Raw genomic sequence first — 25,174 nt, 5'->3', positions numbered from 1 at the left:
TCTACTCCGCCGCCTGCCTGAAGCCGTTCTTCGCCAAAGCCGAGCACTCGGCCATCACCGCGGAAGCCCGCGCGATCGGGTTGGTCAGGTAGAAATCCTTGACCGGCGAGGTGAAGGTGCCCTTGTTCAGCCGCCCGCCGAGCTTGGCCACCCTGGCGATGTCGGCCGGGTCGCCGGCCGCGACATGGTCGATGCGGGCAAGATGCGGGTATTCCGCATAGAGCCTAGCGCGCAATTGCGGCAGCGAATCGAACGGCAGCTTCTTGCCGAGCACATCCGACAGTGCCCGAAGGATCGCCCAGTCCTCGCGCGCCTCGCCGGGCGCGAAGCCGGCCCGGTTGGTCTGCTGCACGCGGCCTTCGGTGTTGACGAAGGTGCCCGACTTCTCGGTATAGGCGGCACCCGGCAGGATGACGTTGGCGCGATGCGCGCCCTTGTCGCCATGCGTGCCGATATAGACGACGAAAGCGCCGCCGGTCTTGGCCATGTCGATTTCGTCGGCGCCGAGCAGGAACAGCACATCGGTCTCGCCCAGCATGCCGGCGACGTTCCTGCCGCCCTCGCCCGGCACAAAGCCGACATCGAGGCCGCCGACCCGCGCCGCCGCGGTGTGCAGTACGGCAAAGCCGTTCCAGTCGGCCCTTGCGGCGTTGACGGCGACGGCGAGCTTCGCCGCCTGGCCGAGCACGGCCGCGCCGTCCGGACGCGCCAGCGCACCCTGGCCGACGATGATCAGCGGATGCGTCGCCTTCTTCAGCAGTTGAAAGAATTTGCCGTTGCCATCGGCAAGATCCTTCAGCGATTCCGGCCCGGCGCCGAGCTGCTCGTAATCATAGCGCGTATCGCCGACATCGCCGATGACGCCGACCGGCAGATTGCCGGCCCGCCAGCGCTTGCGGATGCGGGCGTTGAGCAAGGACGCCTCGAAGCGCGGATTGGCGCCGATGATCAGCACCGCATCGGCCTGTTCGATGCCTTCGATGGTCGGGTTGAAGACATAGCTCGCCCGGCCGAGCGACGGATCGAGTGCGGCACCGTCCTGGCGGCAGTCGGTGTTCTTCGAGCCAAGCGAAGCCATCAGAAGCTTCAGCGCGTAGATCTCCTCGACGGCGGCAAGATCGCCGGCAATGGCACCGATCTTTTCGGGTGCGGCATTCGACACCGCTTCCTTGATCGCGGCAAAAGCCTCGGCCCAGCTTGCGGGGGCCAGTCTGCCGTCCTTGCGCACATAGGGCCGGTCGAGGCGCTGCGTGCGCAAGCCGTCCCAAATGAAGCGGGTCTTGTCGGAAATCCATTCCTCGTTCACCGCCTCGTTGGTACGCGGCAGGATGCGCATCACTTCGCGGCCTCGGCTATCGACGCGGATCGCCGAGCCGACGGCGTCCATGACGTCGATGGATTCGGTCTTGGTCAGTTCCCACGGCCGTGCCTGGAAGGCGTAGGGTTTGGAAGTCAGCGCACCGACCGGGCAAAGGTCGATGACATTGCCCTGCAGTTCCGAAGTCATCGCGCTTTCGAGATAGGTGGTGATCTCGGCATCCTCGCCGCGGCCGATCAGACCGAGTTCCGATATGCCGGCAATCTCGGTGGTGAAGCGGACGCAGCGCGTGCAATGGATGCAGCGGTTCATGATCGTCTTGACCAGCGGCCCGATATACTTGTCTTCGACCGCCCGCTTGTTCTCGTGGTAGCGCGAGGAATCGACGCCGAACGCCATCGCCTGGTCCTGCAGGTCGCACTCGCCGCCCTGATCGCAGATCGGGCAATCCAGCGGATGGTTGATCAGCAGGAATTCCATCACGCCTTCGCGCGCCTTCTTGACCATCGGCGTGTTGGTGAAGATTTCCGGCGGCTCGCCGTTCGGGCCGGGGCGCAGGTCGCGCACGCCCATGGCGCAAGACGCCTGCGGCTTGGGCGGCCCGCCCTTGACCTCGATCAGGCACATGCGGCAATTGCCGGCGATCGACAGCCGCTCGTGGAAGCAAAAGCGCGGAACTTCCGCGCCGGCGTCCTCGGCCGCCTGCAGCAGCGTGTAATGGTCGGGTACAGTGATCTCTTTCCCGTCGACCTTGAGCTTTGCCATTTCGCCTCAAACCCCTGCGGACGTTCCGCAATCTTTCCTTCCGGACGCAGCCGAGACCGCGCACGATATTGAATTCACTTTTTGACCCCGGCCAACGCGGCCGCCTGACCGATCCAGCCGTCACGGCCGATGCGGCCCTTCAACGACAGGTAATCTTCGACCCAGGCGATCTCTTGCGGCGTCCACGCGGCGATCTGGGCGTATGTCCAGATGCCAAGGCCGTTCAGCACCTTTTCCAGTTTCGGCCCGATGCCCGATATCGCCTTGAGGTCGGCCGGCTCAGCTGGCCGGTCCATCGCTTTGGGCTGCTTGAAATCTTCCGGCATCAGCCCGGCCGAGGCATCCGCTGCAACGGTGCTCGCATTCGCCAAGCTCCGCGCCGCGGTGCTCGTCGCAATGTCGGTCACGTCATTGGCGAAGGACTGCGCCTCGGCAATCAGGGTTTTGGTCGCTGCGCGCGCCTTTGTCGAGGAGCTTTTGCCGGTCGCGGAAAAGCGTTCCGTCCTGGCTTCGAAATCCTCGGCGACCGGCTGCCAAAGCCGCTGCGAAGTTTCGGCCGCGCCCGAAAGCACGCCCATCCAGATGCCAAAGGCGTGGTTGGCAAGACCGATGCCGAGTGCCGCCATCGCCGCCGCACTCGCGACAGGATGCGCCAGGAGATTGACGGCATTGGCCATCTCCTTCGGCATCATCCTGGTCAGATCCTGGTTCATCTTCAACAACGGGTCCATATCGGGCGTAAAATCGTCGGGTGTCGAAAACAGCGACATAGGTGGTCTCCTGGTCGTTTCCGTCTGCCCCGCGCTCGTTTCCTCGTCTCGGACATTCGCCCGCATTTTTGAATTCTTCTATTCTGCCGCCGCCAGCACCGGTTCGGCGCGGTGTGCGTTGCGCGAAAACTCGTCGATGCGCCGCTCCACCTCGCCGCGGAAATGTCGCATCAGGCCCTGGATCGGCCATGCCGCCGCGTCGCCAAGCGCACAGATCGTGTGGCCCTCGACCTGCTTGGTCACATCGAGCAGCATGTCGATCTCGCGCTTCTGCGCCTCGCCGCGCACCAGCCGTTCCATCACCCGCCACATCCAGCCGGTGCCCTCACGGCAGGGCGTGCACTGGCCGCAGCTTTCGTGCTTGTAGAAATAGGAAAGCCGCGCGATCGCTTTCACGATATCGGTCGATTTGTCCATGACGATGACAGCTGCCGTGCCGAGGCCCGATTTCAGGTCGCGCAGCGCGTCGAAATCCATCGGCGCGTCGATGATCTGCTCGGCCGGCACCAGCGGCACCGACGCTCCGCCCGGAATGACCGCCAGCAGATTATCCCAGCCGCCACGAATGCCGCCGCAATGCGTCTCGATCAGCTCGCGGAACGGGATCGACATCGCCTCTTCGACGGTGCACGGATTGTTGACGTGGCCGGAGATGCAGAACAGCTTGGTGCCGACATTGTTGGGCCGGCCGAAGGACGAGAACCAGGCGGCACCGCGGCGCAGGATGGTCGGCGCGACAGCGATGGACTCGACATTGTTGACCGTCGTCGGGCAGCCATAGAGGCCGACATTGGCCGGAAATGGCGGCTTAAGCCGTGGCTGGCCCTTCTTGCCCTCGAGGCTTTCGAGCAGCGCCGTTTCCTCGCCGCAGATATAGGCGCCGGCGCCATGATGCATGTAGATGTCGAAATCATAGCCGGAGGTGTTGTTCTTGCCGATCAGCTTGGCCGCATAGGCCTCGTCGATGGCGCGTTGCAGCGCCTCGCGCTCGCGGATGAACTCGCCGCGCACATAGATGTAGGCGGCGACCGCGCCCATGGCGAAGCCCGCAAGCAGGCAGCCTTCGACCAGCGTGTGCGGGTCGTGGCGCAGTATGTCGCGGTCCTTGCAGGTGCCGGGCTCGGACTCGTCGGCATTGACGACGAGATAGCTCGGCCGGCCGTCGCTTTGCTTGGGCATGAACGACCATTTCAGCCCGGTCGGGAAGCCCGCGCCGCCACGTCCGCGCAGGCCGCTGGCCTTCATCTCATTGACGATCCACTCGCGCCCCTTGGCGATGATGCCGGGCGTGTTGTCCCAGGCACCGCGCGCCATGGCGCCGGCCAGCGACTTGTCGAAGCGGCCGTAGATATTGTTGAAGATGCGGTCTCTGTCCTGAAGCATTGCTCGTTCCTCAGACCGGCTTCTTGCCGGTCGGCCGGCTTTTGTTTCCGGGCGACGGCGTGGCCGCCTTGGCGGCAGTCTTCGCCGGTTTAACCTTGGCCTCCGGCGCTTTGAACGCAGACGCCGGCTCGGCCTTGTTCTTGGGGCCTTTGCGCTGTTTCGAGACGTCCTCGACCTGCGGCTCGGCCTTGTTGGCATTGGCGGCCGAATGCAGCGGCGCTGCAACGCTCGCCGCCTTTTCCGCCGCGGGCGCGACTTTTGTCGCCGATGGCGATTTCAGCGCCGGACTGGTCTCGACAGCGTCGGTCTTCGGCTTGCTGGCATTCGAGGGCGCAACCGGCGCCGGCGCGGCAGAAGCGGCTGGCGGGGCCGGCGCCGCGGGTGCTGCGGCGGCAGCCGCCGGCGCCGCTTCCTTGGCGGCCTTGGTCGCCGCCCTGGTTTCCCGGTCGCGGGTCGCCTTCAGGATCGCCTTTTCACTCTTGAGGGTCGTCAGGCCACTGGCCGGCTCTGAGGTGACGCGGCCGTTTTGCGGTCCTGGCGTCACCGAAGCACCCTTGCCGGCGTCATAGAGGTCGATGATCTCGGCAAGCCGCTCCGGCGTCAAATCCTCGTATGTGTCCTTGAAGACCATAACCATCGGTGCGTTGACGCAGGCGCCGAGGCATTCGACCTCCTCCCACGACAGCGTGCCCTTGTCGTTGGTGTGGAACTGGTCGTGATGGATCTTCGAGCGGCACACATCCATCAGCGATTCCGAGCCGCGCAGCATGCAGGGCGTGGTGCCGCAGACCTGGACATGCGCGCGGGTGCCGACCGGATTGAGCTGGTATTGCGTATAGAAGGTGGCGACTTCTAGCCCGCGAATATAGGGCATGCCGAGCATGTCGGAGATCGTCTCGATCGCCGCCTTGGTCACCCAGCCTTCCTGCTCCTGCGCCAGCATCAGCAAGGGGATGATCGCGGATTGCTCGCGCCCCTTCGGATATTGCTTGATCCACTGCTTCGCCGCTGCCGCATTCGCCCGGTTGAAGGCGAAGGAGGCTGGCTGGAGGCTGGCTTCTGCGAGACGGCGGACTGACATTTAGCGATCGACCTCACCAAAGACGTATAGGTTCGTCATCTTGCTGCGGCCTCCTTACAAAGTTTCGCCGTACCGTCGAAACATTGGAAAGTCGGCGAATTTGTCATGACAGGCGGGCAAACGCCGGATTTACCAGCCAAGCGAGCAACAAGCCGCGCGAACCCTGTTTTGCCGGAAGCGGCTGCCGATACCTCCGCCTTAGAGAAACTCGCGCCATCCGGCGCTGCGACGCTACACTCGCATGTATCTCTCTTGAAATAGAAAGCATCGACATCGGCGGATTCTGCTGTCGCACTTTCTTGCATGCCAAGCGTGACGTAGCTCAGCTTGAAGTGCTGCTTCACAAGATCGGAAGCATCGATAGACGCTCCGCACTCGATTGCATATGCAGGGTGCATTGCGACAGCAATGACGATTAACATGAGGCTCAGAATGCGATTCACCGATCGACCTCACCAAACACGATGTCGAGGGAGCCGAGAACGGCGGTGACGTCGGCCAACATGTGGCCGCGGCACAAAAAGTCCATCGCTTGCAGATGCGCAAAGCCGGGGGCGCGCAGCTTGCAGCGGTAGGGCTTGTTGGTGCCGTCGGAGACGAGATAGACACCGAACTCGCCCTTCGGCGCCTCGACCGCGGCATAGACCTCGCCGGCCGGAACGCGGTAGCCTTCGGTGTAGAGCTTGAAGTGATGGATCAGCGCTTCCATCGAGCGCTTCATCGCCGCGCGCTTCGGCGGCACCACCTTGCCGTCGAGGTTAGACACCGGCCCGCTGCCCTCCTTACCGAGCAACAGGTCGACGCACTGGCGCATGATTTTCGCCGACTGCCGCATCTCTTCCATACGCACCAGATAACGGTCGAAGCAGTCGCCGTTCTTGCCGATCGGAATGTCGAAGTCCAGCTCGGCATAGCATTCGTAGGGCTGCGATTTGCGCAGATCCCACGGCGCACCCGAGCCGCGCACCATGACGCCGGAAAAGCCCCAGGCCCAAGCGTCGGCCAGGGAGACGGTAGCGATGTCGACATTGCGCTGCTTGAAGATGCGGTTGCCGGTCAAAAGCGCGTCGAGGTCGTCGACCGACTTCAGGAACGGGTCGATCCACTTGCCGATGTCCTCGATCAGCTTCTGCGGCAGGTCCTGGTGGACGCCGCCCGGCCGGAAATAGGCCGCGTGCATGCGCGAGCCCGAGGCGCGCTCATAGAACACCATCAGCTTTTCGCGCTCGACAAAACCCCAGAGCGGCGGCGTCAGCGCGCCGACATCCATCGCCTGCGTCGTCACATTGAGGATGTGCGACATAATGCGGCCGATCTCGGAGTAGAGAACTCGAATAAGCTGCCCGCGCTTCGGCACCTCGATACCGAGCAGCCGCTCGGCGGCGAGCGCAAAGGCATGCTCCTGGTTCATCGGCGCGCAATAGTCGAGCCGGTCGAGATAGGGCACGGCCTGCAGATAAGTCTTGTGCTCGATCAGCTTTTCCGTGCCGCGATGCAAAAGCCCGATATGCGGATCGACGCGATCGACGACTTCTCCGTCAAGCTCCAGCACAAGGCGCAAAACGCCATGCGCAGCAGGGTGTTGCGGGCCGAAATTGATATTGAAGTTGCGAACGGAGGTTTCAGCCATTTACTGCTTTGCCTTCTCATCTCCCGGAAGCACGTAATCCGTACCTTCCCACGGAGACAGAAAATCGAAATTGCGGAATTCCTGCTTGAGCTCGACCGGCTCGTAGATGACGCGCTTGGCTTCGTCGTCGTAGCGCACCTCGACGAAGCCGGTCAGCGGAAAGTCCTTGCGCAGCGGATGGCCCTCGAAGCCGTAGTCGGTCAGGATCCGGCGCAGATCGGGATGGCCCGAAAACAGCACGCCATAGAGGTCGTAGGTCTCGCGCTCGAACCAGTCCGCGCCGGGATATATGCCGGTGATCGACGGCACCAGCGTCTCTTCGTCGGCCTGGACCTTGATGCGGATGCGGATATTCTGCCTCGGCGACAGCAGGTGATAGACCACGTCGAAGCGCTTTGCCCGCGACGGATAATCTGCGCCGCAAACGTCGATGATCGAAATGAACTGGCATTTCGGGTCGTCGCGCAGGAAGGTCACCACCTCGATCAGGTCGCGCGGCTCGACCGAGATAGTGAGTTCGCCATAGGCGAGCACCGCTTCGCCGATCCGGCCGGTCAGCTTCTCGCCAAGATAGGTCGAGAGGTCATTCAACGCCTGGGTCATGCCGCTCACCGTTCGATCGTGCCGGTGCGGCGGATCTTCTTCTGCAGCAGAAGGATGCCGTAGAGCAGCGCTTCAGCGCTCGGTGGGCAGCCGGGCACGTAGATGTCGACCGGCACGATGCGGTCGCAGCCGCGCACCACCGAATAGGAATAATGATAATAGCCGCCGCCATTGGCACAGGAGCCCATCGAGATGACGTAGCGCGGCTCCGGCATCTGGTCGTAGACCTTGCGCAGCGCCGGCGCCATCTTGTTGGTCAGCGTGCCGGCGACGATCATGATGTCGGACTGGCGCGGAGACGCGCGCGGCGCGACACCGAAACGCTCGCTGTCGTAGCGTGGCATCGAGGTGTGGATCATCTCGACGGCGCAGCAGGCGAGGCCAAAGGTCATGAACATCAACGAGCCGCTGCGCGCCCAGGTGATCAGCGCCTCGGTCGAAGTGACGAGAAAACCCTTGTCGGCGAGTTCGTTGTTGATCTCCAGGAAGAACGGATCATCCTCCCCCACCGGTCTGCCGGTGTTGGGGTCGATGAGGCCCTTGGGCTTCGGCGCGACGAGCGTGCCGGAACTGTCGTTCAATCCCATTCCAGCGCTCCTTTTTTCCATTCATAGGCAAAGCCGATGGTCAGCACCGCCAAAAACACCATCATCGACCAGAAACCGAGCATGCCGATCTGACTGAACGACACTGCCCAAGGAAACAGGAAGGCCACCTCCAGATCGAAGATGATGAACAGGATCGACACCAGGTAGAAGCGGATGTCGAACTTCATGCGGGCGTCGTCGAACGAGTTGAAGCCGCACTCATAGGCGGAAAGCTTTTCCGGATCGGGGTTGCGGTAAGCCACCAGGAACGGTGCGGCGAGCAGCGCCAGGCCGACGACCAGCGCCACGCCGATGAACAGGACGATGGGCAGGTACGAACCTAAAAGTGCGTTCATGCTGCAGTTTTCCGTTGGCGGCCAATCCACTCTGATTACAGCACCGGACCCACTTGCGGAAGCGTGACAGATTAACCACTGAACCGTTTTAAGGGGGCTCTATGCTGCAACGCGGCGAGGGTTAGCGCAGCGCTTTCGGCGAAGCAAGTCAAACCTTGTTCAAATCGCGGTGCTGGACGGCATATCCGGGAAAACTGGTCCGATCCGCTCCTGTTTGATTTCCTTCACTTTTCACTCCACTTTTCTCTCCTGACATAGATGCCGCCAAAACCTTGCTAGCATGGGGCGGAATCGCAGGTCATTTTCTCTGTCTAACATCGTCCGGATACCGCCTTCATGAAAGAAAAAATCTCGCTTGCCCTGGCCCGTCGCATTGCGCTTGCGGCACAGGGATTCAATGACCCGCGCCCCAGCGGCACGCCTGACCGCCGGCATCTGGCCCGGGTGCTTGCACGTACCGGCCTGCTGCAGATCGATTCCGTCAGCGCCGTGGTTCGCGCCCATTATATGCCGCTCTATTCGCGGCTTGGCCCCTACAAGCTGGCGCTGCTCGACGACGCCGCGGTGACACGCAAGCGCATGGTCTTCGAATATTGGGCGCATGAAGCCTCGTTCTTGCCCGTCGAGACCTATCCGCTGATGCGCTGGCGCATGCGGCGGGCCGAGCGCGGCGAGGAAATGTACAGCGGACTGGCAAAATGGGGCCGCGAGCACGCCGCCTACATTGAGGACATCTGTCGCGAGGTCGCTGAACGAGGCCCGATCGCGGCGTCGGCTTTCGAAGGCCAGAAGGGCTCGGGCGGCTGGTGGGGCTGGAGCCATGCCAAGCATGCCTTCGAATGGCTGTTCTGGGCGGGCCGCATCACCACGGCGCACCGGCGTGGTTTCGAGCGGTTCTACGATCTGCCGGAGCGCGTGCTGCCGCCAACGGTACTCGCTTTGCCAGTTCCGTCCCCCGCGGACGCCCACCGCGAACTGCTGCGCATCTCCGCCCGCGCCCATGGCGTCGCCACGGCGGGCGATCTGCGCGACTATTTCCGCCTCTCGCCCGCCGACATCAAGGGCCGCATCGAGGAACTGGTCGAGGCTGGCGACCTGTTGCCGGTGAGCGTCGAAGGCTGGAGCAAAACAGCCTATCTCCACAAGGACGCCCGTTTGCCGCGCAGGATCGAGGCGCGCGCCTTGCTTGCGCCGTTCGATCCCGTCGTCTTCGAGCGGTCGCGCACCGAGCGGTTGTTCGACTTCCACTACCGCATCGAGATCTACACGCCGGCCGAAAAGCGCCAGTATGGCTATTATGTGCTGCCGTTCCTGCTCGGCGACAGCATCGTCGGGCGCGTCGACCTCAGGGCCGACCGCCCGGCCGGCGTATTGCGCGTCCATGCCGCCTATTCGGAGCCCGGCGCCCCGCCGCAAACTGCCGCCGCCCTTTTCGAGGAATTGAAGCAGATGCAGGGTTGGCTCGGGCTCGAGCGCATCGAGGTGACGGCTGCCGGCGACCTCGGCCAGCCGCTCGCAGATATCGCCGCGTCATAGACGTGCGTTGACACGACTGCCTTCACAAGCCTAAATCCGTTCCAGACGGTCCCCTGCCCGCAACGGCAAGGGCCAAGAGGGAATGCGGTGCGAAATCTCGATTTCAAATCCGCGGCTGTCCCCGCAACTGTAAGCGACGAGCCAAGGCCGAAAACCACTGGGATATTCCCGGGAAGGCGGCACCCAGGCGATGACCCGCGAGCCAGGAGACCTGCCGTCTAGGACATAAGAATCCGATCGCCTGGCGGGTTTTCCGGGCAAGGAGCCTGATTTGGAACGCGACAGCAGTTTTCCGGCTGAGACAGCGGATTTATTGTCCGGCCATGGTGATTCCCCGGCCGGCGTTACCGTCATCGTCTGCTCGTCCTGCCGTGACGAGACCGGTTCGGACGCTTATCCCCGCGCCGGCGAACTGCTCGCCGAGCACACGCGCCGCGCCGCTTCCAGCGAAAACATTAAAATCCGCACCGTCGAATGCCTCGGCAATTGCAAGCGCCGGCTCAGCGCCGCGATGCTGCGCGACGGCTGCTGGAGCTATGTCTTCGGCGACCTGACCACGACCAGCGGCACCGATCTGGTGACGGGGGCAAAGCTGTTCGCTACTTCGACGGACGGCCTCATTCCGTGGCGCGGCCGTCCCGATTGCCTGAAGCGCGGCTTGGTTGCCCGCATCCCTCCCCTCGACCTTTTGAAGGACTTGATATGACTTCCCCAGATTCGGCCGCCAACGTTTCGCGCGTCCCCTGCACCGTCGTCACCGGCTTTCTCGGCGCCGGCAAGACGACGCTGATCCGCCATTTGCTCGAAAACGCCAAAGGCAAGCGCCTGGCCATCATCGTCAACGAGTTCGGCGATATCGGCATCGACGGCGAGATCCTGAAGGGCTGCGGCATCGACACTTGCCCCGAGGAAAACATCGTCGAGCTGGCCAATGGCTGCATCTGCTGCACTGTCGCCGACGACTTTGTCCCCGCGCTCGACCAGATCCTGTCGCTGACGCCGAAGGTCGACCACATCCTGATCGAGACGTCCGGGCTGGCCCTGCCCAAGCCGCTGGTCCAGGCCTTCCAGTGGCCGTCGGTGAAAAGCCGCGTCACGGTCGATGGCGTCATCGCCGTCGTCGACGGGCCGGCGCTGGCTGATGGCCGCGTTGCCAACGACATGGACGCCCTGCAGGCGCAGCGCGCGCAGGACGAGACGCTCGACCATGACGATCCTGTCGAGGAGGTGTTCGAAGACCAGCTCGCTTGTGCCGACCTGATCATCCTGTCGAAGAGCGACCTGCTGGACGCAGCCGGCGCGGCGCGCGCCAATGCCGTCATCGGCAAGCATGTTGCGCGGGCGGTGAAGATCGTGCCGACCTCGCAAGGCAAGGTCGATCCGTCGGTGCTGCTCGGCCTTGGTCTCGCCGTCGAGGACGACATCGAGAACCGCAAGACCCATCACGACGACGAGCTCGACCACGAACATGACGACTTTGACTCGTTCGTCATCGACATTGCGTCGGTGTCCGATCCGGACGAGCTGGCACAACGCGTCGCCACGGCGGCGGAGGAAGAAAACGTATTGCGCGTCAAGGGTTTCGTCGACGTCGGCGGCAAGCCGATGCGGCTCTTGCTGCAGGCCGTCGGTCCGCGCGTCAACCACTATTACGACCGCGCCTGGACCGCTGAAGACGATCGCCGCTCGCGCCTCGTCGTCATCGGCCTGAAAGGGCTGAACCGCCCGGCGATCGAGCGTATCCTCGCCGGCTGATCCCAGGTACGAGCCGCGATGCACATCCTCACCACCACATCCGCCTCGCTCGACGATCTCGCCGAGCCTGTCGATCTCAGGCAAACGCCTGCGGATGTCGTGGCGCTGTCCTTCACCGACAGCGACCTCGCCGGGCTGGCGGCGGCGTGGAAGGCAGATGCGGACCGCCTGCCGTCGATGCGGCTCGCCGCCTTGCGCGACCTGCGCCACCCGATGTCCGTCGACCTCTGGATCGACAGCGTCGCCCGCCACGCCAAGGTCGTCCTGGTCCGCATCCTCGGCGGTTACGACTGGTGGCGCTACGGCTGCGACCAGCTTGCCGTTGTCGCGCGAAATCGCGGTATTAAGCTGGCGCTCCTACCGGGCGAGAGCCACGACGAGGATTTGCGGCTGATCGAAGGCTCGACGCTGCCGCGCCAGGAACTTGATGGTCTGCTCGACTATTTCCGCGAAGGTGGCCCGGCGAATATGACGGCGCTGGTGCAGAGGTTGGCAAGTCTCGCCGGATCGGGTGCGGCGGTCGCTGAACCTGTCAGCGTGCCAAAGGCGGGATTTTACGAGCCGGGACGCGGCGTTATAGAAAGAATGGACTTATCAAGCGTCGGCATTCCTTCGCGCCCCCCTCTGTCCTGCCGGACATCTCCCCCACAAGGGGGGAGATCGGCTGTCACTGACCGTCTCGCGACTTCTGCAACATCGAACATTGACGAAGGCGACGATGACCAGGCGATCTCCCCCCTTGTGGGGGAGATGTCCGGCAGGACAGAGGGGGGCGCGACGGAACGCAGCCTAAATCTACCGTCCGCCGAACCCGCCCCCATCATCCCCATCCTGTTCTACCGCTCGATGCTGCTCGCCGCCGATGTCGCGCCCATCGATGCGCTTGTCGAGGCGCTCGGGCAGCGTGGCATAGCGCCGGTCCCCATCTTCGTCTCCAGCCTCAAGGACGCGGCATCGCTCGCCGTTGTCGAAACCGCGTTTGCCGCGCTGAACCCTGCCGCCATCATCACCGCCACAGCTTTCGCCTCGGGCGCCGAACCCGGCGTCGAGACGCTGTTCGACCGCGCCGGAGTGCCGGTGTTCCAGGTCGTCGTCGCGACCACCCGCCGCGACATCTGGCAGAACAACCAGCGCGGCCTGGCGCCCGCCGACCTTGCCATGCATGTCGTCCTGCCCGAGCTCGACGGCCGCATCCTGGCCGGCGCCATTTCCTTCAAGAGCGAAAGCGAGATCGATCCGGCATTGGCCTTCCGCGCCTTCGCCAACCGGCCAGAGCCTGACCGCGTGGCGCAGGTCGCGAACCGTATCGAGGCCTTCGTGCGTCTGCAGCGGACGCCGCGTGCGGAGCGCAAGCTCGCCATCCTGATCCCCGACTATCCGAGCGCGCCCGGCCGCACCGGCTATGCCGTCGGTCTCGACGTGCCGTCCAGCGTGCTGGCGATGCTGCACGACCTGAGCGAACAGGGCTACGCCGTTGAAGGGATTCCGCAAACGCCGCGTCAGTTGCTGGAGGTGCTGGAGCCAGCCGACCAGGGACTGGCTTTGCAGGATTATCTGACCTTCTCGAAGGAATTGCCGCCGGCGGCCATCGCTGCGGTGGAGGCCGCATGGGGGAATACGGATGATGAGACAGGTTCGCGCGAGGCACCCCCCTCTGTGCTGCCGGACATCTCCCCTTCAAGGGGGGAGATTGCGCTGTTGTCTCTGCTTTCGCCAACTACCAAGGGCGTTAAGGGAGAGCCGGCAGCCGAACTGCCAATCTTCCCCCTTGAAGGGGAGATGTCCGGCAGGGCAGAGGGGGGTGTCCAAGCGCCCACCACCGCAAAATTCCCCTTCCGCGCCGCCACCTTCGGCAATATCACCGTAGCCCTCGCCCCTGATCGCGGGCGCTCAGCCGACCGCCGCGCCGACTATCACGACCCGACACTGCCGCCGCGCCATGCACTGATCGCCTTTGGCTTGTGGCTGCGTAAGTCGCTCGGCATCCATGCAATTATCCATGTCGGCGCCCACGGCACGCTGGAGTGGCTGCCCGGCAAGACCGTGGCGCTCAGCGAAAACTGCTTTCCCGAAATCGTCACCGGCCCCCTGCCCGTCATTTATCCTTTCATCGTCTCCAACCCCGGCGAGGCAGCACAAGCCAAGCGACGCATTGCCGCCGTCACGCTTGGCCATCTGCCGCCGCCGCTGACCGGCGCCGGGCTGGACGAAGAGCAGCATAAACTCGAGCGACTGGTTGACGAATATGCCCAGGCCGACGGGCTCGACCGCCGCCGCCGCGACCGCCTGGCGAAGCTGATCGTCGAGACTGCGGAAAAGACCGGCCTCGCCTCAGAGGCCGGCGTCGCCAGGACCGACGCAGCCGACGAAGCCTTGCGCCGCATCGACGCCTGGCTCTGCGATCTCAAGGATTTCGCCATCAAGGACGGCCTGCATATCTACGGTCGCTCGCCTGAGGGCGAAACCGATCCTTTGCGCGAGCAGAGTGCGGCAGCCGAGAAAGTAGCACTCATCGCGGCCCTCGACGGCCGCCATGTCGCCGCCGGTCCGGCCGGTGCACCGGCGCGTGGCCGGCGCGATGTGCTGCCCACCGGCCGCAATTTGTTTACCGCCGACCCACGCACCATGCCGACGCCGACCGCCTATGATCTGGGCAAGGTGGCAGCGGAAGAAGTCGTCCGCAGCTACATGCAATCGCATGGCGACTGGCCGCGCTCGCTGGTCATCGACCTCTGGGGCTCGGCCTCGCTGCGCACCGGCGGTGAGGAGATCGCGCAAGGCCTGGCGCTGATGGGCTGCCGGCCGCAATGGGATTCCGCCACCGGCCGCATCACCGGCATCGAGGTGCTGCCGCCGGCAACGCTCGGCCGCCCGCGCGTCGACGTCACCTGGCGCATATCCGGCCTGTTCCGCGACATGTTCCCAACCCAGATCGCGCTGATCGATGCCGCCGCCAACGCCGTCGCGACCCGCGACGAGGACGATTCGGAAAACCCGCTGGCGGCGAGAACCCGTGCAGACGGCAAGATCAGCCCGCGCATATTCGGCACCTCGCCCGGCACTTACGGCGCCGGCATCGAGGACTTGCTATCAAGCGGCGACTGGGCCGCGCGCGAAGAGATCGGCCGCGCCTATCTCGCCGCCACCTCGCATGCCTATGGCGGCGCCGAGGGCGAAGGCATTTCGGCGCCCGGCGCTTTTGAGGGCCGCATCGCTGAGGCCGACCTTCTGGTTCATACCGGCGACGATCCCGGCCGCGACATCCTCGAAGGCTCGGCCGACGTCGCCTTTATCGGCGGCTTTTCGGCAGCGCTTGCCGCGCTCGGCAAAAACGCTGACGTGATCGTGCTCGACACCACGGATCCGCAAAAGCCCAAGCCACGCTCGGTTGGGGACGCCGTATCCCGCGTCGTACGGGCACGCGCCGTCAATCCGCGCTTCATTGCCGGCCAGATGCGCCACGGGCCGCGCGGCGCCTCGGAATTCGCCGAGACGGTCGACCGGCTTGTCGGCTTTGCCGAGACCACTCATGCCATATCTGGCGCGCTGATCGAGGCCGTGCACGACGCCTATCTCGGCGACCCCGTTGTCCGCGCCTTCATCCTGCGCGAGAACCCGTCGGCGGCGAAGGTCATGGCCGAACGTTTCATGTCGGCACGACGGCGCGGTCTGTGGCATCCGCTGCGCAATTCGATCGATGACGATCTCGCCGCACTGATTGCCGAAGCCCAGGCGCTTGGGGTGGCGGCATGAACGCTTTCTCCCGACGCAGCGCCTGCCCTGCTTTGTCGGCACCGATGCAAACCGGCGACGGGCTGCTGGTGCGGCTCAATCCGGTCGCTGGAGGACTGTTGCCGAAGTCGTTGATCGGACTCTGCGAATCCGCCCTGCGCCACGGCAACGGCATTATGGAAGTGACCGCCCGCGGCAGCTTGCAGATACGCGGCCTGACGCCCGAAAGCGCCCGGCTGCTGGCGATGGAGGTCGATGCGCTGGGTGTTGCCGTTCGCACCGGCGTGCCGGTCGAGACTGGTCCGCTGGCCGGGCTCGACCCGGAGGAAATCGCCGATCCGCGCCCGCTAGCGGAGCGGATTCGGGCGGCAATCGAGGGCGCCGGCGTCACGCAGCGTCTTGGCCCGAAGGTCTCGGTGATTGTCGACGGTGGCGGACAGCTGACCTTGGATGCAGTGACGGCCGATGCCAGGCTGGCTGCGGTGCGGACCGATGCGGGGACGCAATGGCAGGTGGCTATCGCCGGCGACGGTCAGACTGCGATCCTACTCATTATGGCCGAGGAAGATGCGGCCTGCGACATCGCCGTTGCGATCCTAAGGATGGTTGCCGAAAAGGGGCGCGATGCCCATGCGCGGGATTTGACAGAAAGACAGCTGAGATCTCTAGCAAATTGGCGATCCTTCGCGCCCCCCTCTGTCCTGCCGGACATCTCCCCCACTTGGGGGGAGATTGCGCCCTCATCTCAGCTTTCGCCAATCGATAAGGATGCTAAGAGTGAGCCACCGGCGAAGCTGCCGATCTCCCCCCAAGTGGGGGAGATGTCCGGCAGGACAGAGGGGGGCGCGAAGGATCGCCGGCCCATCGGAGTTTTCGACTTGGCTGCAGCCGGAACCGCCCTCGGCATCGGCCTACCCTTCGGCAGCATGCCGGCGAACCAGATCATCGCTCTCGCGCAGAGCGCGCTGGCCCTTGGCGCCACCGAAATCCGCCTAGCGCCGGGCCGCGCGCTGGTTTTCCTCGGCCTCGCGCCAGCGGCCTGCCCGCCGCTCCACCAAGCCGCCGCAACCCTCGGCTTCGTCACCGACGCCGCCGACCCGCGCACGAAAATCGCCGCTTGCCCGGGTGCTCCCGCCTGTGCCTCCGGCCGCATCGCGACGCGCGAAATCGCCGAGATCATCGCCCTCGAAAACCGCGACATCTTCGATTCTTCCTTGACGCTGCACATCTCCGGCTGCGCCAAGGGCTGCGCCCATGCCGGTCCGGCGGCGCTGACATTGGTCGGCGGCGAAAACGGAGCCGGACTTGTCGTGGACGGGACGGCTAAGGCATTGCCCGCCGGATACAGGCCGGGGGACGACGCTGCGCACGGCATCGGCGGCATTGCAGCGGCAATCCGCAGAAAACGACTTCGAGGCGAGACTGCCGCCGCCTGTCTGGCAAGGCTTGGCACGGCCGGCGTCGTCAAAGCTTACCGACAGGAATGAGCATGCCCGCCCAGAACCCCATCACCTACGACTATATTCATGATGGCACGGCGATCTATGAGCGCTCCTTCGCCATCATCCGCGCCGAGGCCGACCTGTCGCGCTTTTCCGAAGCCGAGGCCGATGTCGCCATCCGCATGATCCATGCCTGCGGCCAGGTCGAGGCTGCGCGGCATTTCGTTTTCTCCAGCGATTTCGTCGCCGCCGCGCGCACAGCGTTGAGCGCCGGCGCGCCGATTTTCTGCGACGCACAGATGGTCTCGCATGGCGTCACGCGCGCGCGGCTGCCGGCCGGCAACGAAGTGACCTGCACGCTGCGCGATCCGCGGACCGCCGACATCGCGAGAAAAATCGGCAACACCCGCTCGGCCGCGGCGATCGACCTGTGGGGCGAGCGCATGGCGGGTTCGGTTGTCGCCATCGGCAATGCGCCGACCGCCCTGTTTTATCTGCTGGAAAAGCTGCGCGATGGTGCGCCGAAGCCGGCGGCGATCATCGGTATGCCGGTCGGGTTTGTCGGTGCCGCCGAATCGAAGGATGCGCTGGCCGAAAATTCCTATGGCGTGCCCTTCGCCATCGTGCGCGGCCGGCTGGGCGGCAGCGCCATGACCGCCGCCGCGCTCAACGCTTTGGCGAGGCCGGGCCTATGAATGCGATCGTAAGAGGTCGGCTGGTCGGCGTTGGCACCGGTCCTGGCGACCCAGAACTTTTGACGCTGAAGGCAGTGCGCGCGCTGGCGGAGGCCGATGTCGTTGCGCATTTCGCCAAGCGCGGCAACAACAGCAACGCGCGCGCCATCGTCGGAGCCCATTTTCGCGCTGATTTGATAGAGTTGCCGCTGCTCTATCCGGTGACCACCGAGATCGACAAGGACCACGGCGACTACCGCTCGCAGATCACCGATTTCTACGAGCAGTCGGCCGAAAAGGTTGCCGAGCACCTCAGCGCCGGCAGGATGGTTGCGGTGCTCTCGGAAGGCGACCCGCTTTTCTACGGCTCCTACATGCATCTGCATGTCAGGCTGGCGCATCGCTTTCCGACCGAAGTCATTCCCGGCGTCACCGCCATGTCCGGCTGCTGGTCGGCGACCGGCCTACCGATCGTCCAGGGCGACGACGTGCTGACTGTGTTGCCGGGCACGATGAGCGAATTCGAGCTGACGCGCCGCCTCGCCGACACCGATGCCGCCGTAATCATGAAGGTCGGCCGCAACTTGCCCAAGATCAGGCGTGCGCTGGAGGCGACCGACAAGCTGGCACGGGCCATCTATGTCGAGCGCGGCACCATGCCGGGCGGCGTCTCGATGCGGCTTGCCGACAAAAAGGACGACCAGGCGCCTTATTTCGCCATCGTGCTGGTCGCCGGCTGGTCGGGGCGGCCAAGCGCATTGGGAGCCGAAGCATGAGCGGCCGCCTGACCGTCATCGGCCTGGGGCCTGGCAACGCCGACCAGGTGACGCCGGAAGCGAACCGGGCCGTCGCCGAGGCGAAATTCTTCTACGGCTACAAGCCTTATCTTGACCGGCTTGATCTGCGTCCCGACCAGATTCGCGTCGCTTCCGACAATCGCGAGGAGCTAGCGCGCTCCAGGGACGCGCTGCTGAAGGCTGCGGAAGGCCACAATGTCGCGGTCGTATCGGGCGGCGATCCCGGCGTCTTCGCCATGGCGGCGGCCGTCTGCGAGGCGATCGAGGCGGGGCCGGTCGAGTGGCGCGCGGTCGACATCGCCATCGTGCCTGGCATCACCGCCATGCTCGCCGTCGCCGCCCGCATCGGCGCGCCGCTCGGCCATGATTTCTGCGCCATCTCGCTGTCAGACAATCTGAAGCCGTGGGATTTGATCGAGCTGCGCCTGCTGGCCGCGGCCGGCGCCGGCTTCGTCATCGCGCTCTACAATCCGATCAGCAAGGCGCGCCCCTGGCAACTCGGCCGCGCCTTCGAATGCCTTGCCGCGATCCTGCCGGGCACCACGCCGGTGATCTTCGGTCGCGCCGCCGGCCGTCCCGACGAGCGCATCGAAGTTTTCTTGCTGGCGGAAGCCGATGCGCAAAATGCCGACATGGCCACCTGCATCATCATCGGTTCACCGGAAACCCGGATCATCAAGCGCGGTGAAAAACCAGCGCTGGTCTACACGCCGCGGTCGGCAGCGGGCCCAAGAACATGACCGACCAGAAAATGATCGACCATCGCGGCAAGAGATTCGACCGTCTCAGCCGACGTGACGTCCGGCAACGCCGGCCTGCGGATCATGACCACCTCGATGCCGAGCGCCCGCGCTGCGGCGATCTTGCCGTAGGTCGCTTCGCCGCCGCTGTTTTTGGAAACGACGACATCGATGCGGTGCTCTTGAAGCAGCGAGTGTTCGTCCGGCTCCTGGAACGGCCCGCGCGCCAAGAGATAGGTCGCGTCGGGCACAGTAAGTCTTGGTTCGACCGGATCGACGCTACGGATGAGATAGTGGTGCTGGGGTGCAGCCTCGAAGGCAGTGATCTCCTGCCGTCCGAGCGCCAGGAACACGCGGCGCTGCGCCGATCCCAGCGCCGTCACCGAGCTGGTAACACCGTCGACCAGCGTCCACTGGTCACCTTCGGCAGGCTCCCAGCCTGGGCGCTTGAGCGCAACGATCGGCACGCCGGATCGGCGCGCTGCTTCCGCCGCATTGGCGGAGATCTGCGCCGCATAGGGATGCGTGGCGTCGATCAGCAGGTCGACGTCCGTCTCGTGGAGATACAACGCCAGCCCGTCGACGCCACCAAAGCCGCCAACCCGCACCGGCACGCCTTGCGCGGCCGGGTTTTCAGTGCGGCCGGCCAGCGACAGCGTAATCGCGAGATCGGAGCGCACCGAGAGTATTCCGGCCACCTGCCGGGCTTCGGTGGTTCCGCCGAGGATCAGAATGCGGTGGGTCATCATGCCTGCTGAAGGTCCGCGCGCCGCCGTGCTCACTCCAAAATGGCTCACGATCATCGGCATCGGCGAGGACGGTGTAGCGGGTCTCGGCGACGAGGCCAAGCAGTTGATCGCGGGTGCCGAATTCGTTTTCGGCGGCAAGCGCCACCTGGCCCTCGTCGCATCGCTCGCCAAAGGTGAAGCGCGCGCCTGGCCGACGCCTTTCGATGCCGAAATGCGCGACGTGCTGGCGCTCTCCGGCAGACGCGTCTGCGTGCTGGCCTCCGGCGATCCCTTCTACCACGGTGTCGGCGTCACCCTCGCCCGCAAGGTCGCGGCGGAGGATATGCGGGTGATCCCCGCGCCCTCGGCCTTCTCGCTGGCCGCCTCACGCTTGGGCTGGGCGCTACAGGACGTCGAGACCATTTCGCTGCATGGCCGCCCGCTCGACCTGATCCGGCCGTTGCTGCATCCTTGCACCCGCATTCTGGCGCTGACCTCGGATAGCGATGCACCGGAAGCGATTGCCCGTCTCATGACCGAACTCGGCTTCGGCGCCTCGCGGTTGACGGTTCTGGAGGCGCTGGGTGGGCAGAACGAAAGGCTGCGCTCGGCGAACGCCGGCGCTTTCGACCTCGAAAAGATCAACCCACTCAACGTGCTCGCAATCGAAGTTGATTCGACCCCGCAATCACGCGTCCTGCCGCTGACATCGGGCCTTGCCGATCATTTGTTCGAGCACGACGGCCAGATCACCAAGCGCGAAGTGCGCGCCGTCACCCTGTCCGCTCTCGCGCCAAGGCGCGGCGAACTGCTGTGGGACATTGGCGCCGGCTCCGGCTCCATCGGCGTCGAATGGATGCTCGCGCATCCCTCCATGCGCGCCATCGCCGTCGAAGGCGATCCGGCCCGCGCCGCGCGCATCCGACACAACGCCGCGGCCTGCGGCGTTCCCGGTCTCGCCGTCGTTGAAGGTTCGGCACCGCAAGCTCTTGCCGGACTGGAAACGCCGGCGGCGATCTTCATCGGCGGCGGCGGCAGCGATGCCGGCGTGCTGGAAAGAGCCATCGATGCCTTACCCGCCGGCGGCCGCCTCGTCGCCAACGCGGTGACGCTGGAGATGGAGGCACTGCTGCTTTCCCGTCACGCTGCGCTCGGCGGCGAGCTCACCCGCATCGCCATATCCCGTGCTTCGCCGGTCGGTTCGATGCAGGCTTGGCGGCCGGCTATGCCGGTCACCCAATGGAGCTGGGTGAAGCCATGATGGTCGCGGGCATCGGCAGCCGCAAAGGCGTCAGCGCACGCGACGTGCTTGCTGCGGTAGAAACCGCGCTGGAGGCGCACGGGCTTGCCCTGCCCGCGCTTTCGGCGCTCGCGACCGCGTCTCTCAAGCAGGATGAAGCGGCAATCTTCGCCGCCGGACGCGAACTCCGCCTTCCGGTGATCGTTGTCGAGCAGGACGAACTCAAAGCTGCATCTACAACCAGCCACTCCAACCTATCACAGGAGCACGCCGGCACGCCGTCGGTTTCCGAAGCCTCCGCGCTTGCCGCCGCCGGCAAAGGCGCAAAACTGCTCGGACCACGCACCGTGCTCGGTGCTGTCACCTGCGCCATCGCCATCAGCGGAGATGCGGTATGACCGTCCATTTCATCGGCGCCGGCCCGGGTGCCGCCGATCTGATCACCTTGCGCGGGAGCCGTCTGCTCGGCAGTTGTCCCGTCTGCCTCTATGCCGGATCGATCGTCGCGCCGGAGCTGTTGCAGCACTGCGCGCCCGGAACGATGTTGATCGACACCGCGCCGATGTCACTCGACGAGATCGAGGCCGAATATCTGGCAGCCCACGCGGCCGGCCATGATGTCACCCGCCTCCATTCTGGCGACCTTTCCGTGTGGAGCGCCGTTGCCGAGCAGATCCGCCGGCTGGAAAAGCACGGCATCCCTTACACGCTGACGCCGGGCGTGCCGTCTTTTGCCGCCGCGGCCGCCGCGCTGCGCCGCGAGCTGACCATTCCGGAAGTCGCGCAAAGCCTGGTGCTGACCCGCATCTCCGGCCGCGCCTCGAAAATGCCGCCCGGAGAAACACTGGCCGGCTTCGGCCGCACCGGCGCCACGCTCGCCATCCACCTCGCCATCCACGCTGTCGACCGCGTCGTCGCCGAGCTGACGCCCTACTACGGCGCCGACTGCCCAGTCGCGGTCGTCTTCCGCGCCTCCTGGCCGGACGAGCGGGTGTTGACCGGCACGCTGGCGACCATTGAGGCGCAGCTAGGCGCGGATCCGATGGAACGCACGGCGATCATCTTCGTCGGCCGCTCGCTGGCGGCGGAAGATTTTAGTGAAAGTTCACTTTACGACGCCCACTACCAGCGGCGTTTTCGCGGACGAGACGGATCGTGAGCGGCAGCAATAGAAACACTACTGTCGAGCAGGCGCTCACCCGGCTGAACTTCAAGCCGCGCCAGCTGGAGCCCGGACATGTCTGGCTGGCCGGCGCCGGCCCTGGCGATCCCGGCTGCCTGACGCTGGAAGTGCTGGCCGCCCTCGGACAGTGCGACGCGCTGGTTTATGACGCGCTGGTCTCGCCCGAAGTCGTCGCCGTCGCCGAGGGCGCGGAACTGTTCTATGCCGGCAAGCGCGGTGGCAAACCATCGATGAAGCAGGACGACATCACCGCTCTGCTGGTCCGGCTGGCGCGCGAGGGCCGGCGCGTCGTCAGGCTGAAGGGCGGCGACCCCTATATTTTCGGGCGTGGCGGCGAAGAGGCGCTGGCGCTGGCCGGGGAAACCATCCCGTTCCACATCCTGCCTGGCCTGACGTCCGGCCTCAGCGCGCTGGCCGCCACCGGCATTCCCGGCACCATGCGCGGCATCAACAAGGCGCTGATCCTGGCGACCGGTCACGCCGCCGGCACCGATGACGATCTCGACTGGGCGGCCATCGCCCGTACCGGCCAGCCGGTGGTCATCTATATGGGCATGGCCAATCTGCCGCTGATCGCCGCCTCGCTGCTTGAGGGCGGGCTGGCGCCTTCGACGCCCGCCGCGGTAATTGTCGCTGCGACGACACCGCAGGAACGGATCGTCGTCGCCACGCTCGCCACCATTGCGGAAGAGGCAGCGGCCGCCGGTCTGACCTCGCCGGCGCTGATCGTCGTTGGCGGCATCGTCGCGATGCGCGCGGCATTGGCGGGTGAGTCATGACCCGCGCCATCATCATCGGCGCGCCGCGCTCGGGCTCGGGCAAGACCAGCGTCACCATCGGCATTCTGCGCGCGCTCGCCCGGCGCGGCCTGAAGGTGCGCGGCGCCAAATCCGGCCCGGACTATATCGATCCCGGCTTCCACGCCGCAGCCACCGGCCTGTCCGGCGTCAATCTCGACAGTTGGGCAATGCCGCCTGCCCTGCTCAACGCGCTGGCTGGTGAAGCGAACGAGGATGCCGAATTTATCTTTCTCGAAAGCGCCATGGGCCTGTTCGACGGGATTCCGGCTGCTCCAGGACGGTCCGGCTCGGCTGCCGACCTTGCCCGGCTCTACGGCCTGCCGGTGCTGCTGGTGCTCGACGTTTCCGGCCAGTCGACCACGGCAGCGGCCGTCGCCAAGGGTTTTGCCACCTACGATCCGGATGTGCGCATGGCGGGGGTCGTGCTCAACCGGCTCGGCAGCGAGCGCCACCGCCGGCTATGCGGCGATGCCATCGAGGCACTCGGGCTGCCTGTCGTCGGCGCTATCTTGCGCGATCCCTCGCTCAACCTGCCCGAGCGCCATCTCGGCCTCGTCCAGGCCGGCGAATATGAGAATCTGATGGCGCACCTCGACCGGCTGGCCGACATGGTCGAGCGCTCGCTCGACCTCGACGCCATCATGGCGCTGGCGGCGCCATTCACGCCCGCGCCGGGCAATTTCGGCGACGCGCTGCCGCCCCCCGGCCAGCGCATTGCACTTGCCGAGGACGCCGCCTTCAGCTTCCTCTATCCGCATGTCGCCATGCATTGGCGCAAGGCCGGCGCCGAGATTATTCCCTTCTCGCCACTCGCCGACGAAGCACCAGGCGACAATTGCGATGTCTGTTGGCTGCCCGGCGGCTATCCCGAGCTTCACGCCGGTCGCCTCGCCGCCGCGGCGAATTTCAGAGCCGGCATGGCGCGGTTCGCCGCTACGCGGCCGGTGCATGGTGAGTGCGGCGGCTTCATGGTGCTCGGCGAGGCGCTCGAGGACGCGTCGGGCGAGACGCATCGAATGCTTGGCCTGCTCGGTCATTCGACCAGCTTCGCCAAGCGCAAGATGAATCTCGGCTACCGCGAGGCGCGGCTGCGTTCCGGGTGCCCGCTCGGCAGCCACGGCACGCTGATCCGCGGCCACGAATTCCATTATGCGCAGATGATCGCGACCGGCAATGACGAGCCGCTGGCCGACCTCGCCGATGGGCAAGGCAATCCGCTCGGCGCCTCCGGCTACCGGCGCGGCCATGTCAGCGGCACCTTCTTCCATGCCATTGCGAGGGGTGGATGAAGGCCTCGCAACGGCAGATTTTCGAGGACATCGCGCTTTGCCTCGTCTTCTTCACCCGGCTGCCGCTGCCGAGAACCGACTTCCGCGTCCGTAGCCTTGCTGCCGCGATCTGGGCGGCGCCCGTGGCCGGCCTCGCCGTCGCTCTGGCCGGTGCGCTGGTCTACGCCATCGGGACAAGGCTCGGCCTGGCCGGAGGGTCTGCCGCCGCATTGACCCTTGCCGCGATCTTGCTCGCCACCGGCTGTCTGCATGAGGACGGGCTTTCGGATGTCGCCGACGGTTTTGGCGGCGGCAAGACACGCGACAGAAAGCTGGAGATCATGCGCGACAGCCGCATCGGTGCCTACGGCGCTTGTGCACTTGCTGTCTCGCTGCTGATCCGCTGGACCGTGCTCGCCGAACTCGCCGGCCCGGTCTACGTGTTCTGGGCCCTCATAGCCGCGCATGCCGCTTCGCGCGGCTTGCTCGGCGCGTTCATGCACCTGTTGCCGCCAGCGCGCGCAGACGGCCTCTCGGCCAATGCGGGGACGGTCTCGGCCGAGACCGCTGGTATCGGGGCCGTGCTCGGCGCCATCCCACTGCTGGCGCTTGGGTTCGGCGCTGCCGTTTTCGCGATCATCCTGCTCGGTCTGTTATTCGCCGCCTTCCGCGCGCTTTGCCTCAATCAGATCGGCGGCCAGACCGGCGACACCGTCGGCGCCCTTCAGCAGCTCGGCGAGATCGCAATCCTGCTCGTCGCTTCCGTTTCCCTATCCTGACTCTGTT

At 65.3% G+C, this 25,174-nt stretch carries 24 protein-coding genes and 1 riboswitch; of the genes, 14 read left to right on the top strand and 10 right to left on the bottom strand.

Features of this window, described 5'->3' with window-relative positions; genetic code table 11:
• Position 1: 1 nt before the first annotated feature.
• The 9 genes from nuoG to NKH05_RS15810 all read right to left on the bottom strand — a co-directional run bounded on the left by nuoG (position 2) and on the right by NKH05_RS15810 (position 8,493).
• Positions 2–2,083, bottom strand: coding sequence for an NADH-quinone oxidoreductase subunit NuoG (gene nuoG, locus NKH05_RS15850; RefSeq protein WP_352483050.1), 2,082 nt, complete (start codon positions 2,081–2,083; stop codon positions 2–4).
• Between the two features lie 74 nt (positions 2,084–2,157).
• Positions 2,158–2,853, bottom strand: coding sequence for a helix-hairpin-helix domain-containing protein (locus NKH05_RS15845; protein WP_352483048.1), 696 nt, complete (start codon positions 2,851–2,853; stop codon positions 2,158–2,160).
• Between the two features lie 78 nt (positions 2,854–2,931).
• A complete protein-coding gene (nuoF, locus tag NKH05_RS15840; RefSeq protein WP_352483047.1) occupies positions 2,932–4,236 on the bottom strand; it encodes an NADH-quinone oxidoreductase subunit NuoF in 1,305 nt (434 codons plus the stop codon).
• 10 nt (positions 4,237–4,246) lie between these two features.
• Positions 4,247–5,317, bottom strand: coding sequence for an NADH-quinone oxidoreductase subunit NuoE (nuoE, locus tag NKH05_RS15835; RefSeq protein WP_352496386.1), 1,071 nt, complete (start codon positions 5,315–5,317; stop codon positions 4,247–4,249).
• Between the two features lie 35 nt (positions 5,318–5,352).
• Positions 5,353–5,760 carry a hypothetical protein gene (locus NKH05_RS15830; protein WP_352483044.1) on the bottom strand — a complete coding sequence of 136 codons (408 nt, stop codon included), beginning with the start codon at positions 5,758–5,760 and terminating at the stop codon, positions 5,353–5,355.
• Entirely contained in the window at positions 5,757–6,947 is a 1,191-nt protein-coding gene (locus NKH05_RS15825) for an NADH-quinone oxidoreductase subunit D (RefSeq protein WP_023720747.1), read from the bottom strand. Before NKH05_RS15825 ends, NKH05_RS15830 begins: the two co-directional genes overlap by 4 nt.
• A complete protein-coding gene (locus tag NKH05_RS15820) occupies positions 6,948–7,550 on the bottom strand; it encodes an NADH-quinone oxidoreductase subunit C (protein ID WP_023720748.1) in 603 nt (200 codons plus the stop codon).
• A 5-nt stretch (positions 7,551–7,555) separates the two neighbouring features.
• Positions 7,556–8,137, bottom strand: coding sequence for a NuoB/complex I 20 kDa subunit family protein (locus tag NKH05_RS15815; protein WP_023720749.1), 582 nt, complete (start codon positions 8,135–8,137; stop codon positions 7,556–7,558).
• On the bottom strand, positions 8,128–8,493 hold the full coding sequence (locus tag NKH05_RS15810; RefSeq protein WP_023720750.1) for an NADH-quinone oxidoreductase subunit A: 366 nt from the start codon (positions 8,491–8,493) through the stop codon (positions 8,128–8,130). The genes NKH05_RS15815 and NKH05_RS15810 overlap by 10 nt, the downstream gene beginning before the upstream one ends.
• 336 nt (positions 8,494–8,829) lie before the next feature.
• On the opposite strand from NKH05_RS15810, the gene NKH05_RS15805 reads away from it, so the two are divergent.
• The 8 genes from NKH05_RS15805 (at position 8,830) to NKH05_RS15770 (ending at position 19,169) form a co-directional block, all read left to right on the top strand.
• Positions 8,830–10,029, top strand: coding sequence for a winged helix-turn-helix domain-containing protein (locus NKH05_RS15805; RefSeq protein WP_353025733.1), 1,200 nt, complete (start codon positions 8,830–8,832; stop codon positions 10,027–10,029).
• 29 nt (positions 10,030–10,058) lie between these two features.
• Positions 10,059–10,262, top strand: a riboswitch (cobalamin riboswitch).
• A 38-nt stretch (positions 10,263–10,300) separates the two neighbouring features.
• Positions 10,301–10,735, top strand: coding sequence for a DUF1636 family protein (locus tag NKH05_RS15800; RefSeq protein ID WP_023720752.1), 435 nt, complete (start codon positions 10,301–10,303; stop codon positions 10,733–10,735).
• The gene (cobW, locus tag NKH05_RS15795; protein ID WP_023720753.1) at positions 10,732–11,784 is read left to right on the top strand and encodes a cobalamin biosynthesis protein CobW; all 1,053 of its coding nucleotides are present in this window, start codon (positions 10,732–10,734) and stop codon (positions 11,782–11,784) included. Before NKH05_RS15800 ends, cobW begins: the two co-directional genes overlap by 4 nt.
• A gap of 18 nt (positions 11,785–11,802) precedes the next feature.
• Positions 11,803–15,537 carry a cobaltochelatase subunit CobN gene (locus NKH05_RS15790; protein ID WP_352844441.1) on the top strand — a complete coding sequence of 1,245 codons (3,735 nt, stop codon included), beginning with the start codon at positions 11,803–11,805 and terminating at the stop codon, positions 15,535–15,537.
• Positions 15,534–17,003, top strand: a complete 1,470-nt coding sequence (gene cobG / locus NKH05_RS15785) for a precorrin-3B synthase (protein WP_352483040.1) — start codon at positions 15,534–15,536, stop codon at positions 17,001–17,003. Before NKH05_RS15790 ends, cobG begins: the two co-directional genes overlap by 4 nt.
• Complete coding sequence (locus NKH05_RS15780; protein WP_352483039.1) at positions 17,000–17,653, top strand: precorrin-8X methylmutase; 654 nt, start codon at positions 17,000–17,002, stop codon at positions 17,651–17,653. Before cobG ends, NKH05_RS15780 begins: the two co-directional genes overlap by 4 nt.
• Positions 17,650–18,408, top strand: a complete 759-nt coding sequence (locus tag NKH05_RS15775) for a precorrin-2 C(20)-methyltransferase (protein ID WP_352814660.1) — start codon at positions 17,650–17,652, stop codon at positions 18,406–18,408. The genes NKH05_RS15780 and NKH05_RS15775 overlap by 4 nt, the downstream gene beginning before the upstream one ends.
• Positions 18,405–19,169 carry a precorrin-3B C(17)-methyltransferase gene (locus NKH05_RS15770; protein WP_023720758.1) on the top strand — a complete coding sequence of 255 codons (765 nt, stop codon included), beginning with the start codon at positions 18,405–18,407 and terminating at the stop codon, positions 19,167–19,169. The genes NKH05_RS15775 and NKH05_RS15770 overlap by 4 nt, the downstream gene beginning before the upstream one ends.
• Here the strand turns inward: NKH05_RS15770 and NKH05_RS15765 are convergent.
• Entirely contained in the window at positions 19,133–19,915 is a 783-nt protein-coding gene (locus tag NKH05_RS15765; protein WP_023720759.1) for a cobalt-precorrin-6A reductase, read from the bottom strand. The two genes, NKH05_RS15770 and NKH05_RS15765, sit on opposite strands and share 37 nt — an antisense overlap.
• Position 19,916: 1 nt before the next feature.
• On the opposite strand from NKH05_RS15765, the gene cbiE reads away from it, so the two are divergent.
• From cbiE to cobS, 6 genes are read left to right on the top strand one after another with little or no spacing between them, the layout of a single operon-like run.
• Positions 19,917–21,158 (top strand): precorrin-6y C5,15-methyltransferase (decarboxylating) subunit CbiE, encoded by a 1,242-nt coding sequence (cbiE, locus tag NKH05_RS15760; protein WP_352496382.1) that lies wholly within the window; start codon positions 19,917–19,919, stop codon positions 21,156–21,158.
• A complete protein-coding gene (locus tag NKH05_RS15755) occupies positions 21,155–21,535 on the top strand; it encodes a cobalamin biosynthesis protein (RefSeq protein ID WP_023720761.1) in 381 nt (126 codons plus the stop codon). Before cbiE ends, NKH05_RS15755 begins: the two co-directional genes overlap by 4 nt.
• Positions 21,532–22,296, top strand: coding sequence for a precorrin-4 C(11)-methyltransferase (cobM, locus tag NKH05_RS15750; RefSeq protein ID WP_352496381.1), 765 nt, complete (start codon positions 21,532–21,534; stop codon positions 22,294–22,296). The genes NKH05_RS15755 and cobM overlap by 4 nt, the downstream gene beginning before the upstream one ends.
• The gene (cobA, locus tag NKH05_RS15745; RefSeq protein ID WP_352496380.1) at positions 22,293–23,099 is read left to right on the top strand and encodes a uroporphyrinogen-III C-methyltransferase; all 807 of its coding nucleotides are present in this window, start codon (positions 22,293–22,295) and stop codon (positions 23,097–23,099) included. The genes cobM and cobA overlap by 4 nt, the downstream gene beginning before the upstream one ends.
• On the top strand, positions 23,096–24,409 hold the full coding sequence (locus NKH05_RS15740) for a cobyrinic acid a,c-diamide synthase CobB (protein ID WP_352908912.1): 1,314 nt from the start codon (positions 23,096–23,098) through the stop codon (positions 24,407–24,409). The genes cobA and NKH05_RS15740 overlap by 4 nt, the downstream gene beginning before the upstream one ends.
• The gene (gene cobS / locus NKH05_RS15735) at positions 24,406–25,167 is read left to right on the top strand and encodes an adenosylcobinamide-GDP ribazoletransferase (RefSeq protein ID WP_352855236.1); all 762 of its coding nucleotides are present in this window, start codon (positions 24,406–24,408) and stop codon (positions 25,165–25,167) included. Before NKH05_RS15740 ends, cobS begins: the two co-directional genes overlap by 4 nt.
• Positions 25,168–25,174 lie beyond the last annotated feature (7 nt).

Source organism: Mesorhizobium sp. M1399 (assembly GCF_040317735.1).
GTDB lineage: Bacteria > Pseudomonadota > Alphaproteobacteria > Rhizobiales > Rhizobiaceae > Mesorhizobium.
Note: the sequence above shows the minus strand (reverse complement) of the source record. Positions and strands in the feature narration are given on the sequence as shown.

What these genes read in the sequence shown, in the direction of transcription:
- nuoG (WP_352483050.1), bottom strand. Translation starts at nt 2,083, where the DNA reads ATGGCAAAGCTCAAGGTCGACGGGAAAGAGATCACTGTACCCGACCAT.
- NKH05_RS15845 (WP_352483048.1), bottom strand. Translation starts at nt 2,853, where the DNA reads ATGTCGCTGTTTTCGACACCCGACGATTTTACGCCCGATATGGACCCG.
- nuoF (WP_352483047.1), bottom strand. Translation starts at nt 4,236, where the DNA reads ATGCTTCAGGACAGAGACCGCATCTTCAACAATATCTACGGCCGCTTC.
- nuoE (WP_352496386.1), bottom strand. Translation starts at nt 5,317, where the DNA reads ATGTCAGTCCGCCGTCTCGCAGAAGCCAGCCTCCAGCCAGCCTCCTTC.
- NKH05_RS15825 (WP_023720747.1), bottom strand. Translation starts at nt 6,947, where the DNA reads ATGGCTGAAACCTCCGTTCGCAACTTCAATATCAATTTCGGCCCGCAA.
- NKH05_RS15820 (WP_023720748.1), bottom strand. Translation starts at nt 7,550, where the DNA reads ATGACCCAGGCGTTGAATGACCTCTCGACCTATCTTGGCGAGAAGCTG.
- NKH05_RS15815 (WP_023720749.1), bottom strand. Translation starts at nt 8,137, where the DNA reads ATGGGATTGAACGACAGTTCCGGCACGCTCGTCGCGCCGAAGCCCAAG.
- NKH05_RS15810 (WP_023720750.1), bottom strand. Translation starts at nt 8,493, where the DNA reads ATGAACGCACTTTTAGGTTCGTACCTGCCCATCGTCCTGTTCATCGGC.
- NKH05_RS15805 (WP_353025733.1), top strand. Translation starts at nt 8,830, where the DNA reads ATGAAAGAAAAAATCTCGCTTGCCCTGGCCCGTCGCATTGCGCTTGCG.
- cobW (WP_023720753.1), top strand. Translation starts at nt 10,732, where the DNA reads ATGACTTCCCCAGATTCGGCCGCCAACGTTTCGCGCGTCCCCTGCACC.
- NKH05_RS15790 (WP_352844441.1), top strand. Translation starts at nt 11,803, where the DNA reads ATGCACATCCTCACCACCACATCCGCCTCGCTCGACGATCTCGCCGAG.
- cobG (WP_352483040.1), top strand. Translation starts at nt 15,534, where the DNA reads ATGAACGCTTTCTCCCGACGCAGCGCCTGCCCTGCTTTGTCGGCACCG.
- NKH05_RS15780 (WP_352483039.1), top strand. Translation starts at nt 17,000, where the DNA reads ATGAGCATGCCCGCCCAGAACCCCATCACCTACGACTATATTCATGAT.
- NKH05_RS15775 (WP_352814660.1), top strand. Translation starts at nt 17,650, where the DNA reads ATGAATGCGATCGTAAGAGGTCGGCTGGTCGGCGTTGGCACCGGTCCT.
- NKH05_RS15770 (WP_023720758.1), top strand. Translation starts at nt 18,405, where the DNA reads ATGAGCGGCCGCCTGACCGTCATCGGCCTGGGGCCTGGCAACGCCGAC.
- NKH05_RS15765 (WP_023720759.1), bottom strand. Translation starts at nt 19,915, where the DNA reads ATGACCCACCGCATTCTGATCCTCGGCGGAACCACCGAAGCCCGGCAG.
- cbiE (WP_352496382.1), top strand. Translation starts at nt 19,917, where the DNA reads ATGCCTGCTGAAGGTCCGCGCGCCGCCGTGCTCACTCCAAAATGGCTC.
- NKH05_RS15755 (WP_023720761.1), top strand. Translation starts at nt 21,155, where the DNA reads ATGATGGTCGCGGGCATCGGCAGCCGCAAAGGCGTCAGCGCACGCGAC.
- cobM (WP_352496381.1), top strand. Translation starts at nt 21,532, where the DNA reads ATGACCGTCCATTTCATCGGCGCCGGCCCGGGTGCCGCCGATCTGATC.
- NKH05_RS15740 (WP_352908912.1), top strand. Translation starts at nt 23,096, where the DNA reads ATGACCCGCGCCATCATCATCGGCGCGCCGCGCTCGGGCTCGGGCAAG.
- cobS (WP_352855236.1), top strand. Translation starts at nt 24,406, where the DNA reads ATGAAGGCCTCGCAACGGCAGATTTTCGAGGACATCGCGCTTTGCCTC.